The sequence below is a fragment of the Aliidiomarina soli genome (assembly GCF_003986975.1).
Lineage (GTDB): Bacteria > Pseudomonadota > Gammaproteobacteria > Enterobacterales > Alteromonadaceae > Aliidiomarina > Aliidiomarina soli.
In genome coordinates this window covers 83728-98918 of sequence record NZ_PIPO01000006.1, presented here as the reverse complement: position 1 = coordinate 98918, position 15191 = coordinate 83728, and the positions used below count along the sequence as shown (strand labels likewise).

The 15191-nt window shown below is 53.0% G+C and carries 14 protein-coding genes; 4 read left to right on the top strand and 10 right to left on the bottom strand.

Annotated elements, in window-relative coordinates:
* Nucleotides 1-144: 144 nt before the first annotated feature.
* Nucleotides 145-1902 carry an aspartate--tRNA ligase gene (aspS, locus tag CWE14_RS12910; RefSeq protein ID WP_126799761.1) on the bottom strand — a complete coding sequence of 586 codons (1758 nt, stop codon included), beginning with the start codon at nucleotides 1900-1902 and terminating at the stop codon, nucleotides 145-147.
* A gap of 86 nt (nucleotides 1903-1988) precedes the next feature.
* The gene (locus CWE14_RS12905) at nucleotides 1989-4142 is read right to left on the bottom strand and encodes a diguanylate cyclase domain-containing protein (protein WP_126799759.1); all 2154 of its coding nucleotides are present in this window, start codon (nucleotides 4140-4142) and stop codon (nucleotides 1989-1991) included.
* A gap of 80 nt (nucleotides 4143-4222) precedes the next feature.
* On the opposite strand from CWE14_RS12905, the gene cmoA reads away from it, so the two are divergent.
* The 3 genes from cmoA (at nucleotide 4223) to CWE14_RS12890 (ending at nucleotide 6960) form a co-directional block, all read left to right on the top strand.
* On the top strand, nucleotides 4223-5002 hold the full coding sequence (gene cmoA / locus CWE14_RS12900; protein WP_126799758.1) for a carboxy-S-adenosyl-L-methionine synthase CmoA: 780 nt from the start codon (nucleotides 4223-4225) through the stop codon (nucleotides 5000-5002).
* Nucleotides 4995-5972, top strand: coding sequence for a tRNA 5-methoxyuridine(34)/uridine 5-oxyacetic acid(34) synthase CmoB (gene cmoB / locus CWE14_RS12895; protein ID WP_126799757.1), 978 nt, complete (start codon nucleotides 4995-4997; stop codon nucleotides 5970-5972). The genes cmoA and cmoB overlap by 8 nt, the downstream gene beginning before the upstream one ends.
* 64 nt (nucleotides 5973-6036) lie before the next feature.
* Nucleotides 6037-6960 (top strand): LysR family transcriptional regulator, encoded by a 924-nt coding sequence (locus CWE14_RS12890; RefSeq protein WP_420837105.1) that lies wholly within the window; start codon nucleotides 6037-6039, stop codon nucleotides 6958-6960.
* A gap of 88 nt (nucleotides 6961-7048) precedes the next feature.
* Here CWE14_RS12890 and galU read toward each other — a convergent pair whose 3' ends face one another.
* Nucleotides 7049-7957 carry a UTP--glucose-1-phosphate uridylyltransferase GalU gene (galU, locus tag CWE14_RS12885; protein ID WP_126799753.1) on the bottom strand — a complete coding sequence of 303 codons (909 nt, stop codon included), beginning with the start codon at nucleotides 7955-7957 and terminating at the stop codon, nucleotides 7049-7051.
* 102 nt (nucleotides 7958-8059) lie between these two features.
* Between galU and CWE14_RS12880 the strand changes: the two genes are divergently transcribed.
* Nucleotides 8060-8422, top strand: a complete 363-nt coding sequence (locus CWE14_RS12880; protein WP_126799752.1) for a DUF6170 family protein — start codon at nucleotides 8060-8062, stop codon at nucleotides 8420-8422.
* Here CWE14_RS12880 and CWE14_RS12875 read toward each other — a convergent pair.
* From CWE14_RS12875 to ccmE, 7 genes are all read right to left on the bottom strand, one after another.
* A complete protein-coding gene (locus CWE14_RS12875; protein WP_126799751.1) occupies nucleotides 8391-9392 on the bottom strand; it encodes a response regulator in 1002 nt (333 codons plus the stop codon). The genes CWE14_RS12880 and CWE14_RS12875 overlap by 32 nt on opposite strands.
* Before the next feature lie 83 nt (nucleotides 9393-9475).
* On the bottom strand, nucleotides 9476-10393 hold the full coding sequence (locus CWE14_RS12870) for an MlaA family lipoprotein (protein ID WP_126799749.1): 918 nt from the start codon (nucleotides 10391-10393) through the stop codon (nucleotides 9476-9478).
* On the bottom strand, nucleotides 10393-11595 hold the full coding sequence (ccmI, locus tag CWE14_RS12865) for a c-type cytochrome biogenesis protein CcmI (protein ID WP_126799748.1): 1203 nt from the start codon (nucleotides 11593-11595) through the stop codon (nucleotides 10393-10395). Before ccmI ends, CWE14_RS12870 begins: the two co-directional genes overlap by 1 nt.
* On the bottom strand, nucleotides 11592-12092 hold the full coding sequence (locus CWE14_RS12860) for a cytochrome c-type biogenesis protein (RefSeq protein ID WP_126799747.1): 501 nt from the start codon (nucleotides 12090-12092) through the stop codon (nucleotides 11592-11594). Before CWE14_RS12860 ends, ccmI begins: the two co-directional genes overlap by 4 nt.
* Nucleotides 12085-12699 (bottom strand): DsbE family thiol:disulfide interchange protein, encoded by a 615-nt coding sequence (locus CWE14_RS12855; RefSeq protein ID WP_126799745.1) that lies wholly within the window; start codon nucleotides 12697-12699, stop codon nucleotides 12085-12087. The genes CWE14_RS12860 and CWE14_RS12855 overlap by 8 nt, the downstream gene beginning before the upstream one ends.
* Nucleotides 12696-14675, bottom strand: coding sequence for a heme lyase CcmF/NrfE family subunit (locus tag CWE14_RS12850; RefSeq protein ID WP_126799743.1), 1980 nt, complete (start codon nucleotides 14673-14675; stop codon nucleotides 12696-12698). The genes CWE14_RS12855 and CWE14_RS12850 overlap by 4 nt, the downstream gene beginning before the upstream one ends.
* A complete protein-coding gene (gene ccmE / locus CWE14_RS12845; RefSeq protein WP_126799742.1) occupies nucleotides 14672-15178 on the bottom strand; it encodes a cytochrome c maturation protein CcmE in 507 nt (168 codons plus the stop codon). The genes CWE14_RS12850 and ccmE overlap by 4 nt, the downstream gene beginning before the upstream one ends.
* Nucleotides 15179-15191 lie beyond the last annotated feature (13 nt).

Here is a 15191-nt window from a genome sequence, read left to right as displayed (position 1 = left end):
CACCCGCCAGCTGCGTGCTCGGCCTCGCAACGTCCTCGTTCGGTTAGTTGACAAAACTCAGCCTACAGGGACGTATTCACGGCGTCCCCATCAAGGTATATGCCTCCCCCCACAAAAGCCAGCGGCTCAGCCTCGGCCTCAGCCCTAATCTTTCTTCAGTTGCACACCCAGCTCAGCAAGCGCATCCGGGTTGGCGAAGCCTGGGGCATCGGTCAACGGGCACGCTGCGGTGGTGGTTTTGGGGAAGGCAATGACGTCGCGAATAGACGTGGCGCCGACCATTAGCATCACCAGACGGTCTAAACCGAAAGCGAGCCCCGCGTGGGGTGGCGTGCCATATTTCAGTGCGTCTAATAAGAAGCCAAATTTTTCACGTGCTTCTTCATCGCTGATGCCAAGAATACGGAACACCGCAGCCTGCATGTGTTGCTCATGAATACGCACTGAACCACCGCCGACCTCGACACCGTTCAGCACCATGTCATAGGCATTGGACAGGGTGCCTTCCGGGTTTGCTTCAAGCTCTTCGGCACTCACCCCGACTGGGGCAGTGAACGGGTGATGCAGCGCAAACAAGCCCTCGTCAGTGGCTTCAAACATGGGGAAGTCGACCACCCATAGCGGGCGCCAGCCATCTTCAACCAGGCCTAAGTCTTCACCCAGCTTAAGACGCAATGCACCTAACGCTTCAGACACTACAACGCCATTGTCGGCACCGAAAAACAGAATATCGTCGTTTTGCGCATCGACCCGCGTCAGCAGTGCTTCAACCGCATCATCCGGTAGAAATTTCAGGATCGGTGACTGCAGCCCTTCACGGCCAGCTGCCACGTCGTTCACTTTCAGCCAGGCAAGGCCTTTAGCACCGTAGATTTCAACAAACTTGCCATATTCATCAATGTTTTTGCGGCTTAACTTAGTCGCAGCGCCTGGAACCTTAATCACCGCGACACGCCCTTTCGGGTCGCTTGCCGGCCCGGCAAATACTTTGAACTCGACATCTTTTAATATGTCTGCCACATCAACCAGTTCTAATGGGTTACGCAGGTCAGGTTTATCTGAACCAAAGCGGCGCATGGCTTCGCTGTATGGCATGCTCGGGAAGTCACCAAGCTCTACCTCAAGCATGTCGTTGAACAGCTTACGCACCAGTTGTTCGGTCACCTCACGCACCTGTTCTGCGCTCATGAACGAGGTTTCGATATCGATTTGGGTGAATTCTGGCTGACGGTCGGCGCGTAAGTCTTCGTCACGGAAGCACTTAACGATCTGATAGTAACGATCAAAACCGGACATCATCAGCAACTGCTTAAACAGCTGCGGCGACTGTGGCAAGGCAAAGAATTTGCCCTTGTGAGTGCGGCTCGGCACCAGATAGTCGCGCGCGCCTTCTGGGGTCGCCCGGGTCAGCATGGGCGTTTCAATGTCTAAAAACTGATTGTCATCGAGGAAGCGACGCACTGAGCTGGCTACACGGGCACGAAACTGCAGACGTTCGTTCATCAACGGGCGACGTAAGTCGATGTAGCGATAGCGCAGACGCTGCTCTTCGCTGACTTCACTGTTAAAGTCGATGGGCAGCGGCTCGGACCGGCTTAAAATGGTCAGTTCAGTGGCAATTACTTCGACCTTGCCGGTTTTCATGCTGTCGTTGACCTGGCTGGCAGGGCGCTCTTTCACGTTACCCTGGATCTGGATGCAGAATTCCTGGCGCAGACTGTCGGCATGCTCAATCGCAGCTGCCTGCTGCGGGTCAAATACCACCTGCACAATGCCTTCACGATCACGCATATCAATGAAGATAACACCACCGAGATCACGACGGCGGTTAACCCATCCGGCTAAAGTGACATTTTGTCCGCTCAGGGTTTCATTGACTTGTCCACAATAATGGCTGCGCATGCTGATAGTTCCTGTCTTTTATATGGCGATGTATCGCAAGCTGCGATAAGGGTTTCAAAGTAGGCGCATAGTATATCGGACTGCGCCTAAATGTCATCCTTCGCGGGCCGCGCATCGCCATTCCCTGTCACCAGCATCACCCCATTTTTACCCTGGCTTTTTACCTCATACATCGCTTTATCTGCGCGGCGCATTAACGTGGCTGCATCGTCTCCATGCTGCGGATACATAGCAACGCCTATACTCACGCTCACCTCAGCTGTTCCCCCATGGCCGCGACTGTCTTTTAACTGGTAAGGTTCGACTATCAGCTTGACCAGTTTTTCAGCCACCTGCGTGCTTTGTTGCGCCGACTGTTGCTCAGTCAGCACCACAACAAATTCGTCGCCACCAAAACGACACAAAATATCCTGTTTGCGTAAATTTTTACGCAAACGCGACGCCACTTGTTTTAGTAATTCGTCACCTATGTCGTGACCAAGTTCGTCATTGATTGCCTTAAAGCCATCCAAATCAAGAAATAACAAGGCAAACTGTCGTCGGTAGCGCTCATGACTGGCGAGCGTCTGCTGCAGGCTGTCACGCAATAAATGGCGATTCGGTAACCCAGTCAGTTCGTCGTGGCGGGCGAGATAACGCATTCGTCGCTCGGCGCGCATGCGACGTCGCACTTCACGACGGAGCTGACTGTTCCAGAACCAAAAGGCAGCGACCACGGCAACAAAAATCAACGCTCCCCAAATCAACCAGCGGCGCATACGCTCAAAGCTCAGCCCTTCCTCATACTGCACATCAAACCAGCGCTCGGTAATCGCTGCGCGATCATCATAAGTCAGAGTATCAACCGCCCGTTGCATCACATCGCGCAGCACTGGCCAGTCGTTGCGCACCGCAAAGTTGACCTGATCTCCGGGGTAGTCGCGCAGAATAGACAAATGCAAGGTTCCGGTATGCTGTTCCCGCATTCGCTCAACCAGTAGCGGCAGGCTGTCCATATAGGCATCAGCTTTCCCCTCAAGCACTGCCTGCAACCCCTGGCCCGGCGCATCAACTAAGACCACCTTAATCCCCTCGGTTTGCGCTATCTCGGCATTGTTCACATACCCCCGGGTTAAGGCCAGGGTCTTACCCTGCAGTTCATCGAGGTCATTGGCATCGACCGGGTTGGCGTCGCTGGAGGCCAGGGCCCAGGGGGTCTGCCAATAAACGGAGGTAAATACGGCGAAGTCACGACGTTCCGCGGTATCGCTTAGAAAACTCAGCACATCAATCTCACGGCGGGCCAGCGCCTCAATGCACTGTTCCCAGGTACCACAGCCCACGTAGTTAAAACTGAGTGGTGTTCGCGACTCAATCAGGCCAAGAAAGTCAGCATCCAGACCCACAGCTTCCCCATGCCGATTAAAATAAAGTACGGGCGTAGAGTCATCCGGCACACCTACCCGGATGCTCTCCCGCTGATCGAGCCAAATCAGTTCATCCAGTTGCACCGAGACTAACCCCGTCAGGCCACTATTAGCCCGAACGTGGAGCAAGCGTAATTGCTCGGTACTGGAGAATTCCAAGGCCGACTGGATCATAGCGAGACGCGTATCAGCATGGCGCGCGGCTAAATAGCGCGGTTCACTAAAAAGCTGAACTCGACGATCGAGCGGAAACTGCGTCAGTAGCTCGCTTAACTGCCCCTGTTCACTCAGGTCAAAATGGCTGGCCAGGAAGACGTGCAGTTCGCCCGCCAGTGCTGCCGCCAGCATCGACTCTGCATCGGCAAAACGGCGTGTGGTCTGTTCTGTATGATGCGCGCTGACCCAGCGCGCAGCACTACTGTTAGCAACAACCCCCAATACATACCCGGACGCATGACCGAGATCAGCAACATGGGGCATGCTGCGACGACTGAAAATATAAATCGCTTCTTCCAGCAATACCGGTCCAGCGACGAATCCATGTTGCTCAATCTCGCTTTGCCGTACCCCGGCGAACCAGTCGATCTGAGTATCACCAGGGGCTGTCAACGCGTGACGGAAGTCCGCACCCGGCAACACGTAAAGTTCTACCTCAAGGGCAGACTGCTCTGCGCCAACCAGGGTAATATCCCTGAGTAACTGGGTATAAGGAGGTTTGCCTGCTTCGACCGCAATTCGTATGGTGGTTTCAGTGGGTGCAGCATGGGCCGCCCCCGTCTGAAGGAGCAGCGCTAGCATTAGCCAAATCAATCCCCGACGCACTTGTTTTCTCATTAACGTTCTTCTCAACTGGTTGCCAAGCGCCGCATCAGTTACAATTCAGCTCATTCAATGAGGCTTATTTTCTCACCACTATGACTGATACTGCAAACAAAAAAGTAACAAATCACGACGCTATCTATGCCCAGCCCCATGCTGAGATCCAGGATTTCAGCTTTGACGAACGCGTAGCGGACGTATTTCCCGATATGATCAACCGGTCAGTTCCCGGCTATGCGACCATCGTTCATGGTATCGGCCGACTTACGGCACGCTTTGCCCAGCCAGACACCCTGCTCTACGACTTAGGCTGCTCACTTGGTGCTGCGACGCTGGCGATGAAGCAAAACAATCCTGCCGCAAATAGTTTGATTGTTGGCATCGACAGCTCCACGGCCATGGTCGAGCGCTGTCGCAAGCACGTTAATGCGTTTCGTGGTGAGACCCCCGTCGAAATACGGCTGGGCGATATCCTTAATCAGGACTATCAGCCTTGCTCGGTGGTGGTACTGAACTTCACCCTCCAGTTTATTGAACCTGCGCTACGCGAAGCATTACTCAGCCGTCTATATCAGGCACTGACCCCAGGCGGCGTGTTAATACTGTCCGAAAAAGTGCGCGACGAAGACAGCCGTTGCAACGATCTGCTGATTGACCTCCATCATGAGTTCAAACGCGACAATGGTTACAGTGAACTTGAAATAAGCCAAAAACGCGCCGCTATCGAGAATGTTATGCAGTTGAATAGCCTGTCTGAACATCTCGACCGTTTGCAGCGCGTGGGCTTTAGTCACGCTCAGGCATGGTATCGTTGCTACAATTTCTGCTCGATCTTTGCTATCAAGCCTGACTCAACCAAGGACACTCATGATTGATTACGGCCCGTTTTACGCACGTCTCGCGACCAGTCCTCTGGCTCCATGGTTGCGTACGCTACCGGCTGAGGTTCATCGTTGGCAAACAGAGCAATTGCATGGTGACTTCGCTAAATGGCTTAAAACCCTGAATACCCTGCCTGATGCCACAGCGTCCAGTGTTTCCCTCGACGCTGTCGTGCGTTTTGGCGAACCCGACGATCTGAGCAGCGGACAACGCGCCAAACTGGAAGCATTACTGAAGCAATTTAAACCCTGGCGCAAAGGTCCTTTCGATTTATTCGGATTAAATATAGATACCGAATGGCGCTCTGACCTCAAGTGGCAGCGAGTACTTCCTCACCTTGACGATTTAGCGGGACGCTACGTGCTGGATATCGGTTGCGGCAGCGGATACCACCTGTGGCGCATGAAACAGGCGGGTGCGAAAATGGCAATCGGGATCGATCCGAGTCAACTTTTTCTGATGCAATTCAAAGCAATCCAAAAATATGCGCCAATTAATCTCGCAAATGACGTGGAACTGCTACCTTTAGGGGTGGATGAGCTGCCAACATTACAAGTTTTTGATACAGTTTTTACTATGGGCGTCTTGTACCATCGTCGCTCTCCTGTCGATTTCCTTAAGCAATGTTGGCAACAACTACGCCCGGGAGGTCAGCTAGTACTGGAAACCCTGGTTGTAGAAGGTGATAAATACACCGTCCTGATGCCTGAAAACCGCTACGCACAAATGCGCAATGTCTGGTTTCTGCCAAGCACTGACGCCCTTTGTTTATGGTTGCGTCGGAGCGGCTTTAAGGACATCGAAGTGGTCGATTTAAACACCACAACAACCGAGGAACAACGGCCAACGGAGTGGATGGAAAACCAATCTCTTTGCGATTTTCTTGATCCAAATGACCGTTCTAAGACTATTGAAGGTTACCCCGCACCATTGCGTGCGGTCATTACAGCTCGCAGAATCTAAATTCCATCTCTGTGGGCTGTGTTAAAGCCTCCGATTCAGGATGTGTAAGGATTTTATAGTGAGCATTTACAGACCCAAAACCACAGTAGAGCAGTGGCGCATATTGCAAGCCGTTGTCGATTTTGGCGGCTATGCTCATGCAGCGGAACAGCTGAATAAAAGCCAGTCATCATTAAATCATGCGGTGGCTAAACTACAGCAGGTACTTGGAGTTCAACTACTCGAAGTGCGGGGTCGAAAGGCCTACCTTACCGATATTGGGGAAGTGATGCTGCGCCGTTCGCGCCAGCTTACCCAAACCGTCACTGAGCTGGAACAGCTTGCCGACAATCTTCATTTTGGCTGGGAACCCGAGGTTCGCCTGGCCGTCGAAATGGTCTGTAACCGCTCACCATTACTCCCTATTTTCGCTGACTTTAACCGTGAAAGCCGCGGCAGCCGCCTGATCATTGATGATACAGTGCTGACCGGTACGCTGGAACAAATTGTCGAGCAGAGCGCGGATGTGGTGATTACCCACCACCTTCCCAAAGGTGTACTCGGCGAACCCTTTGCTGAGTTTCGCATGGAGCTGGTATGTCACCCACAACACGAACTGGCCAAATTACCTCAGCCAATTAAACAGTCCGATTTGCTCAATCATTTGCAGGTTGTCATTCGCGACACCGCCAGCAAACCAAGTGAAACCTCAGGGTGGCTAAAAGCGGAACAGCGCTGGACAGTCAGTCATTTTGACGAGGCGTTACGTTTGATTAAAAGTGGTTTGGGCTTTTGCTGGTTGCCAACCTACATGTCTGAGGAATCGGTCACTCGTGGCGAGTTAACCCGACTCACTATCGACGGCAGTTCACATCGCAGTGGATTGCTTTATCTGGTTCTGCCAAAAGGCGAGAAAACCGGCCCCTGCGCCAAGCTGTTAGCAGATAAACTCCTCGAAAGCCGCAGTTCGAATCTATCCCCTGAAGTGCTGGCCGGGTCACTGTCGTAGACTAGTTTCCCGGCCTCAGAACGTAAGAAGGGCAGGTTAATAACCTGCCCTTCTTACGTTTACCTGGTCTCAGATTGAGGTCTGAGGGTTACCCTTGCAACCATGCATTAAACTCGGCACCGAGTTCAGAATGGCGCTTGGCATATTCAACAAATGCCATGGCGTAGCCTAACTTGTTACCACAGTCATGGCTTTTGCCCTTCATGTAATATGCATTGACCTGCTGCTTGTTTAACAGCATCGCAATCGCATCCGTTAACTGAATTTCGTCACCCGCCCCGACTGGCGTCACGGCCAATAACGGCCATAGCTCGCGGGTGAATACATACCGCCCGACTACAGCCAGATCCGACGGCGCAGACTCAACCGGCGGCTTTTCTACCAATTGACTGATCGGCGCCTGTTCACCCGCCTGCAGCGTCGCGCCACCAATATCAGCAACCCCATAGTTGCTGACCAGTTCTGCCGGAACTTTTTCCACCATCACCTGACTTACACCCTGCTTAGCAAAGCTCTGTACCATTTCGGCCATGTTGTCTTTACTAAGATCAGCCGTCGACTCATCTAACAGCACGTCCGGCAGGACCACCGCAAAGGGTTCATCCCCAACCAGAGGACGAGCAGTCAGAATCGCATGACCAAGGCCTTTTGCTACACCCTGACGGACATGCATAATGGTCACGCCCGGCGGGCAAATGCTCTGGACTTCATCGAGTAACTGGCGCTTGACCCGGCTTTCCAGAGTCGCTTCCAGCTCAAAGCTGGTATCAAAGTGGTTTTCAATTGAGTTTTTACTGGAATGGGTGACCAGGATAATTTCGGTCAAACCAGCCGCCGCGCATTCGTTAACAATGTACTGAATAAGAGGCTTATCAACCAGCGGTAACATTTCTTTTGGGATCGCTTTGGTCGCGGGTAGCATGCGAGTGCCGAGTCCGGCTACCGGGATGATGACCTTACTGACTTTCTGGCCTTTATTGGTTGACGTCTTCGTCATGCGTCGTTGTCCTTAATGTCATAATACACTGCGTCAGAGTTTACCATTGTCAGCGACGAAAATGATATGATCAGGCCAAACTTAGCCAACCCCAAGGTCATTATGAAATTGTACTGGAGTGCCCGCAAAATCCCAGAGCTGGCGCCGTTTCGGGCTACCGAGCGTGCGCAGATTATTCAGTTAGCGGCACACACTATGCCACTACCTCGACGCTATCTGACGAACTTTCTGAAGCTACTGGTACTGGCTGCACTATTCTGGCAGCTGGTCACATTAGAAGGCTGGGGGCTGCGCATTGTCGCCTTACTCGCCGCCGGCTTGTTCTATCCGCTGTTGCTACACCCGTTAACACTGAACCTGGCACGCCCTTACCTGAAGGATGCAGCAGAGCAGTTTCAGCAGCAAGCCGCAGCGACTGGAGAGGAGGAGGATACTAAGCCGCCGACACCGCCGCCGGGCGCATAATCGATAGCATGGTGCGGTCATTGCCGATGCTTAGCTTGCCCTCATCGGCAACCTGCCCATGATGGGCTTTAAAACTCGCGTGAGCCCAGATCCCTAATGCCAAGTCTGGCTTACTATCCATGCTGATGCGCAGACTGTCACCGGCATGGCCCCAGTGAATGGCCCCACTGTCGCCATCAAGCCAAAGCAGAACCATGTCGAAAGCAGATTTCATTTTCGAATGACACAGCTCAGCATTGAGCCGCTCTAGAATTTTATGGGGGTTGGCCAGCATCTCTGGGTGATTGGTCGTCGCGGCACGGACTATGGGGTTAAAGATCGTTTTAAGTACCAGTAACGATAACAGACTTTGACCTGCCAGTGCCTGCGCGTTGGCCATCACCGCAATTGCTTTGTTATCGGGTAAACGATGGTAATCGACCCAGAATGCATCGCTATCCTGATCATCCAAATGATGAGTAATTTCGAACGGTCCGATTTGCAAAGGTTCGTGCGGTGTCAGATCGTCAGACAATTGCTGCGACATTTTATCGCTGTCAAAGAGCACATCGATATGGTCATCAAGTTCCCAGCGCTCATGCTCCCAGCTCGCTTCCAGCGAGTTACGATGCAGGCAGTTCTGAATCGCTACATCGAGAGTTTCCAAGTGTTCAACCGGCTTAACCAGATAATCCCAGGCGCCCAGGCGCACAGCCTCGCGGATGTCCGACATCCGTTCCGATGCTGATATTACAATCACTGGCAACTGAGCATAGCTATGTAACAGGCGCTCAAGAACCTCAAGCCCACTAAGCCCCGGCAGATTCAGATCGCACAGCACAATATCGAACTCGCCTTGTTGTACTAAGTTCCAGCCCTGCTCACCGTCATCTGCACAGGTGACCTGATATCCGCGCTGTTCAAGAAAACGCTCGACGAGCTGCTGAAAAACCAGATCATCTTCAATCAAAAGTACCCGTGTATTGAGCATCTACGCCTCCGCTTTGCTCATACTTTAGGGTTAATGATTATTCAGCATTGCCTATTCGTCAATACAACTATTTGCACCTGTTCTCAGTTTGCGCGCTTAATTGTCTGCCAGGCCTGCTCATCTTCCCGATCTGACCAGCTGGCATCGCTGGCAGAATCCTCTACCCAGCTATAGTCGTCCCAGTTATCCCAGTCGTCCAGGTCCTGATCCCAGCGGTCTTCACGCGGCGGCTCGCCATCATAGACTTTGTCCCGCCAGTAGGAAAAATAAACGTCACGTACAAACGCGTATTCATCCAGTGAGCTTTCCAGCATGGGTTCCAGCTCTCTGACTTCCAGGCGCTGCTCGAGGCCGCGAATAGCATAACGTGCCAGGCTGACGTAGAAGTTAAAATAGTTGGTTGGCGAGTACAGGTCATCGACAAAGTCACCACCACGGTCAACCACCACGGTAGGCCCTATGCCGGGTAACATAATATAGGGCCCATCCGGGCTACCCCAAACGGCCAGGGTTTCGCCAAAGCTTTCTTTATCCTGCACAAGTCCCATCGGGGTGGCAACATCAAAGAAACCAAGCAGGCCAATGGTGCTATTAAGAACGAAACGTCCTACACTGACTGCCGATGACTTGCCTTTACCCTGCAGTACGTTATTCACCACTGAGGCAGGTTCTGTCAGGTTTTCAGTCATGTTATACAGACCGCTGCGCACCGGCTTAGGAATATAAGACCAACCTGTTGCCGCTGGAGTCACAAAAAATGGATCAAGAATATTGCGATTGAAACTCCACATCCTACGGTTGAACTCTTCCCAGGGGTCGCGATCATCGCTGAAGTCAAACTCGGGTTCACCAGCATCCTCTGGTTGCGGGGTATCCTCTTCAGCGCTGTCGGCAGTTATTGCGCTATCAGCAGCGTCCTCAGCGGGAGTGCTGGAGCAGGCAGACAGGGTCAGAACCAGTGCAGGTACCAGCCAAAAAGACCAGAACGTCTTGTGTTTCATTAATGCATCTCAGTAATCGTCAGGTTAACTTGCTGACCTGACTCAGTTTCCAATAAACGTGGGCGTGCTTCCATAACGCCAGGGCCAATTTCGATGGTTTCCGCTGTCGTCAGACGCGCACTAACCAGCCAACTTTCGATGGTTGCCAGTGTGTGGCCGTCTACCATGGCGTCATTTTCAGTTAATGTCAAAGTGACCGGAAAGTCACTAACTGGCTGCCGAATAACCGCTGCCGGGGCCCTGCTACCGTCCGGGTCGCGAACAAACACAAACAGATTGGCCTGGGGTGGCATTTCATTGCGCAAGGTTTCACTAATATCAACGGTAACGGTCAGATATACCAAATCGCCGGATAGTCGTGTTTCTACCTGAGCCAGTGAGGTCTCAATGGCGGCATAGCGTGGATCATTACTATCCAGCAACTGCAGGGTAATCTCCCAAGCCTGCTTGGCCTGGGCGTAATCACCGCGCTCAAAGGCGACCACACCTAATAAACCCAGCGCTTCTGCATTCATCGCGTCCGCATCAAGTACCTGACGGATATTGCCAGCCGCACGCGCCAGGTCATTGTCACTGCCCATCATAATCAGGGCTTGCGCATGGGTAATAAGAGTTGCAGTGCGATTGGGATCCAGCCGTAACGAGCGCTCATAGGCTTCGATAGCCTGCTCAATTTCCCGCATCTGCATCATCACCCGCCCATATAACAGCCAGGCTCCTGCGTCCGGCTGTTGGTCAAGCCGTTGACGCAGTCCCAAGGCGAAGGTTTCCACTTCTTCCATACTCGGCTGTTCACTGCCATTACCGAGAATACGCTCGCTTAGTTCGGGTAACGCCAGCATAGCGTCGTCCGCCTGGCGCTGAAGTTTCCAGCTGTCGCCAACCACGAAATACAACACCAGCACCAGCGCCACCAGCAAACCTGCTGGCAACCACATATTGGCGGCTTCTTCCCGTACTGGCTTCTCGTCATCGTCGTTTTCAGCAATAAAGCTCTTCTGCAACTCGAGCAACGCATGATCATAATCGCTCTCGCTCAGAGTCCCTTCATTACGCTCGCCCTCGAGTTCACGTCGACGGGCTTCGTATAGGGTTCGATTTGACGCCTGAATACTATAGGCGGCGCTCTGCTGACGTCGCACCCACACCAGGATCAAAACGGCGACTACTAATAGCGCCGCTAATACTGCATACCACATCATCGGCGTTGCTCCTCAGATTGCTCGTCGCTTTGCTCTTCTTTCAGCAAGGCATCCAACCGCTGCTGTTCCTGCACCGACAGGTTCAGTGCTTTCTTTTGCCGCTTCGCCATCACCACAATGGTCAGCACCCCGATAATCAACACCGTCGCCGGACCAAGCCAAAGCACCAGCGTACTGGCATTAAGCGGCGGCTTATAATGCACAAAATCACCGTAGCGCACGCGCATAAACTCGATAATCTCGCCGCGGCTCTGCCCTTCCATGGTCATCTGATAAACCCGTTCGCGAAGGTCCTGAGCCAGCGGCGCATCGGAATCGGCAATGGTCTGATTCTGACATTTAGGGCAGCGTAGTTCGTTGATGAGCTGGCGATACTGACGCTCCTGGGCGTCGGTTTCGAAGGTATAGGTTTCACCACTGGCGCTTGCCACGGGTACCGCGATCAAGGTCCAACTTAGTAACGCAAGCAGGCTCAACCATGGTAGTACTTTATTCATCACCGCCTCCCTGCTCACTGTCGCGAGCTAAATGACGGTACGCGTCAGGCACGCTTAGACCCGCCTGTAAACGCGCCCGGTAAAAGATTGGCGCCACCGTTTGCTGCCAGACCCGCTGGTTCATATCACCCACATGACGGTGTAAAATAATGCCATCGGCGTCAATCACATAGGTTTCCGGCGCACCATAGACGCCAAGATCCAACGCCAGCATGCCGGTTTGGTCAAACAGATTGATTTGATAAGGATCATCCAGTTCCTGTAACCAGTTAACCGCGGCGGCACGGGAGTCGTCTTTATAATTCAGACCGATAATATAGACGCCCTCTTCGCGCAACGTATTCAAAAATGTATGTTCGGCATAGCAGGTCGGGCACCAGGTCGCCCACACGTTTAGCAGCATGGGCTCACCCCCCAGAATACTCTGGTCATGAGTCTGGTCCGGATTATACAAATCCGGCAATTCAAATGGCGGCACTTCGCGCCCGACTAATACCGACTCCAGCTTGCTCGGATCCGAAAACAGACCACTGTACAAGAAGCCCGCCAGGCCAATAAACGCCAGCAGCGGTAATAGAAAAATCAGCGTTTTAAGTTTCTGGTTCATACCGACGTCCCTTTCGATGTTTGTCCCATAACCCGTGCCGACTGCCTTTTTAGTCGATAGCGCTTATCAGAAATCGACAAGGCACCACCGAGCGCCATAATTAAAGCACCCGCCCAGATCCAACGTACAAAGGGTTTATAGTGAATACGAAACGCATAGCTACCATCGCCAAGCTCGTCGCCGAGGGCAATGTAGAGGTCGCGGAAAAAGCCAACCTGGAGCCCGGTTTGTGTCATTACCTGGCGGCGCACATTGTAAAAGCGTTTCTCGGTAAACAGGGTTTCAACGTCACGTTCATTACGGGTAATGTGGATAACCGCTTTATCGCTGTGATAATTCGGCCCTTCGATGGCTCGTAACTCTTCGAAGTGGAAGGTATAGCCATGTTCGCTATAACTTTGCCCCGGGGACAGACGCACGTCGCGCTCCACTTCATAGTTTTGCACCATGGTTATACCGATCAGCGTCACCGCGAAGCCCAAATGGCCAAGCACCATACCCCAGTGACTCGGACCCAGTTTAACCAGGCTGCTAAGAATGTTATCCCGCTGCGCGAGGCGCATTTTGATTTCAGCGACAGAGGCAAACACAATCCACAATGCCAGCAACAGACCTAATACCGCCAGTCCGCTGACCCGTTCTGCAAAGATAGCCGGCAGTGCCCATCCCAACAGTACCGCGAGCGCAAATGCCAGCAACACCGATTTTTGAATATCAGCCCACTTTTGTCGCCGCCAGCGCACCAGCGGCCCAAGGCCGACCATAAGTGCGAAGGGTATCGTCAGCCACAGAAAGACCTGGTCAAAGAAGGGTTCGCCGATTGATATTGAACCCAAACCAAGTTCCTGATGCACCAAAGGTAATAAGGTTCCGAGCAGGACCACCATAGTCGCTACCACGAGCAGCACATTGTTCCCCAGTAGCATCACCTCGCGGGAAAATAATTCGTAGCGCGAGTAGCTGACCACCTTCGAGGCGCGTAACGCATACAGCAGCAACGAGCCGCCAATGACCACACCAAGGAACCCGAGCAAAAAGGTCCCACGGGCCGGATCAGTGGCAAAGGCATGCACCGACACCAGAACTCCGGAGCGAACCAGGAAGGTGCCGAGTAAACTTAAACTGAACGCAGCAATCGCCAGCAACACGGTCCAGGATTTAAAGCTACCGCGTTTTTCCGAAACCGCCAGCGAATGCATCAATGCAGTACCCGCCAGCCACGGCATGAAGGAGGCGTTTTCTACCGGGTCCCAGAACCACCAGCCACCCCAGCCGAGTTCGTAATACGCCCACCAACTACCCAGGGCGATACCCACGGTCAGAAATATCCAGGCCGCAATGGTCCACGGCCGCGACCAGCGCGCCCAGGACGCATCCAGTCGCCCGCCTAACAGAGCGGCGATAGCAAAAGCGAAGGCCACGGAGAATCCGACATAACCCATGTACAGTAACGGCGGATGAATGATCATGCCGGGATCCTGCAACAACGGATTAAGGTCGTGGCCATCCACCGGGATCAGTGGAATGGTGCGGTCAAACGGATTCGAGGTCAGCAGCATAAAGAAATAGAAGCCGACCCCTATCATCCCCATTACCGCCAGTACCCGGGCGGCAAAAACCAGCGGCAAACGCTTGGAGAACAATGCCAGTGCAGCCGCCCACCCAGCCTGAATCAACATCCACAGCAGGAACGACCCTTCATGAGAGCCCCACACTGCGGTTAGTTTGTAAATCGCAGGTAGCTGGGTATTGGAGTTTTGTGCCACATTAAGAATACTGAAATCGCTGACCAGAAAGCCCCAGCACAGGGCGATAAACGAAATCAGAGTAAAGAAAAACATGCCATAGGTAAGTGGCCGCGCCATCGCCATTTGCCCGCCGTGACGGCGGGCAACCCCGAGCAAAGGCACCACAGTCAGCAAGAGCGAGAACGCACAGGCAATGACCAGTGAAAAGTGTCCAATTTCAGCGATCATTGGTATCCCCCTGAGCCATTGTCGCTCTCTTCCTGCTGTCGATTTGCTGGCGGCACATGCTCAATACCTTTCAGTGCTTTAGCAAGCTCCGGCGGCATATACTCCTCATCGTGCTTGGCTAACACCTCGCTGGCACGGATCCGGGTTGCTGAAATCAACTCGCCCTGCGCAACAATCCCCTGCCCCTCGCGAAACAGGTCCGGCAGAATACCGGTGTATTCCACCGTAATCTGTGCCGGCCCTTCGTCAATCAGGTCAAAGGCAATGGTCAAACCGTCATCAATCCGTTCTACACTGCCCGGCACCACCAGTCCTCCAACGCGCAGCCGCTGGCCAACCTCAGGTTTGACCTGAGCCGCACCTTTGCCTTCCACCAGTTCGGTCGGGGTATAAAATAAATCGATATTCTGTGACAGTGCATAGAGCACCAGCCCGGTTGCTGCGGCCAGTGTCACCAGAATGATACTGACCATAGTCAGGCGGCGTTTACGTCTTGGGTTCATAATGCTACATCTT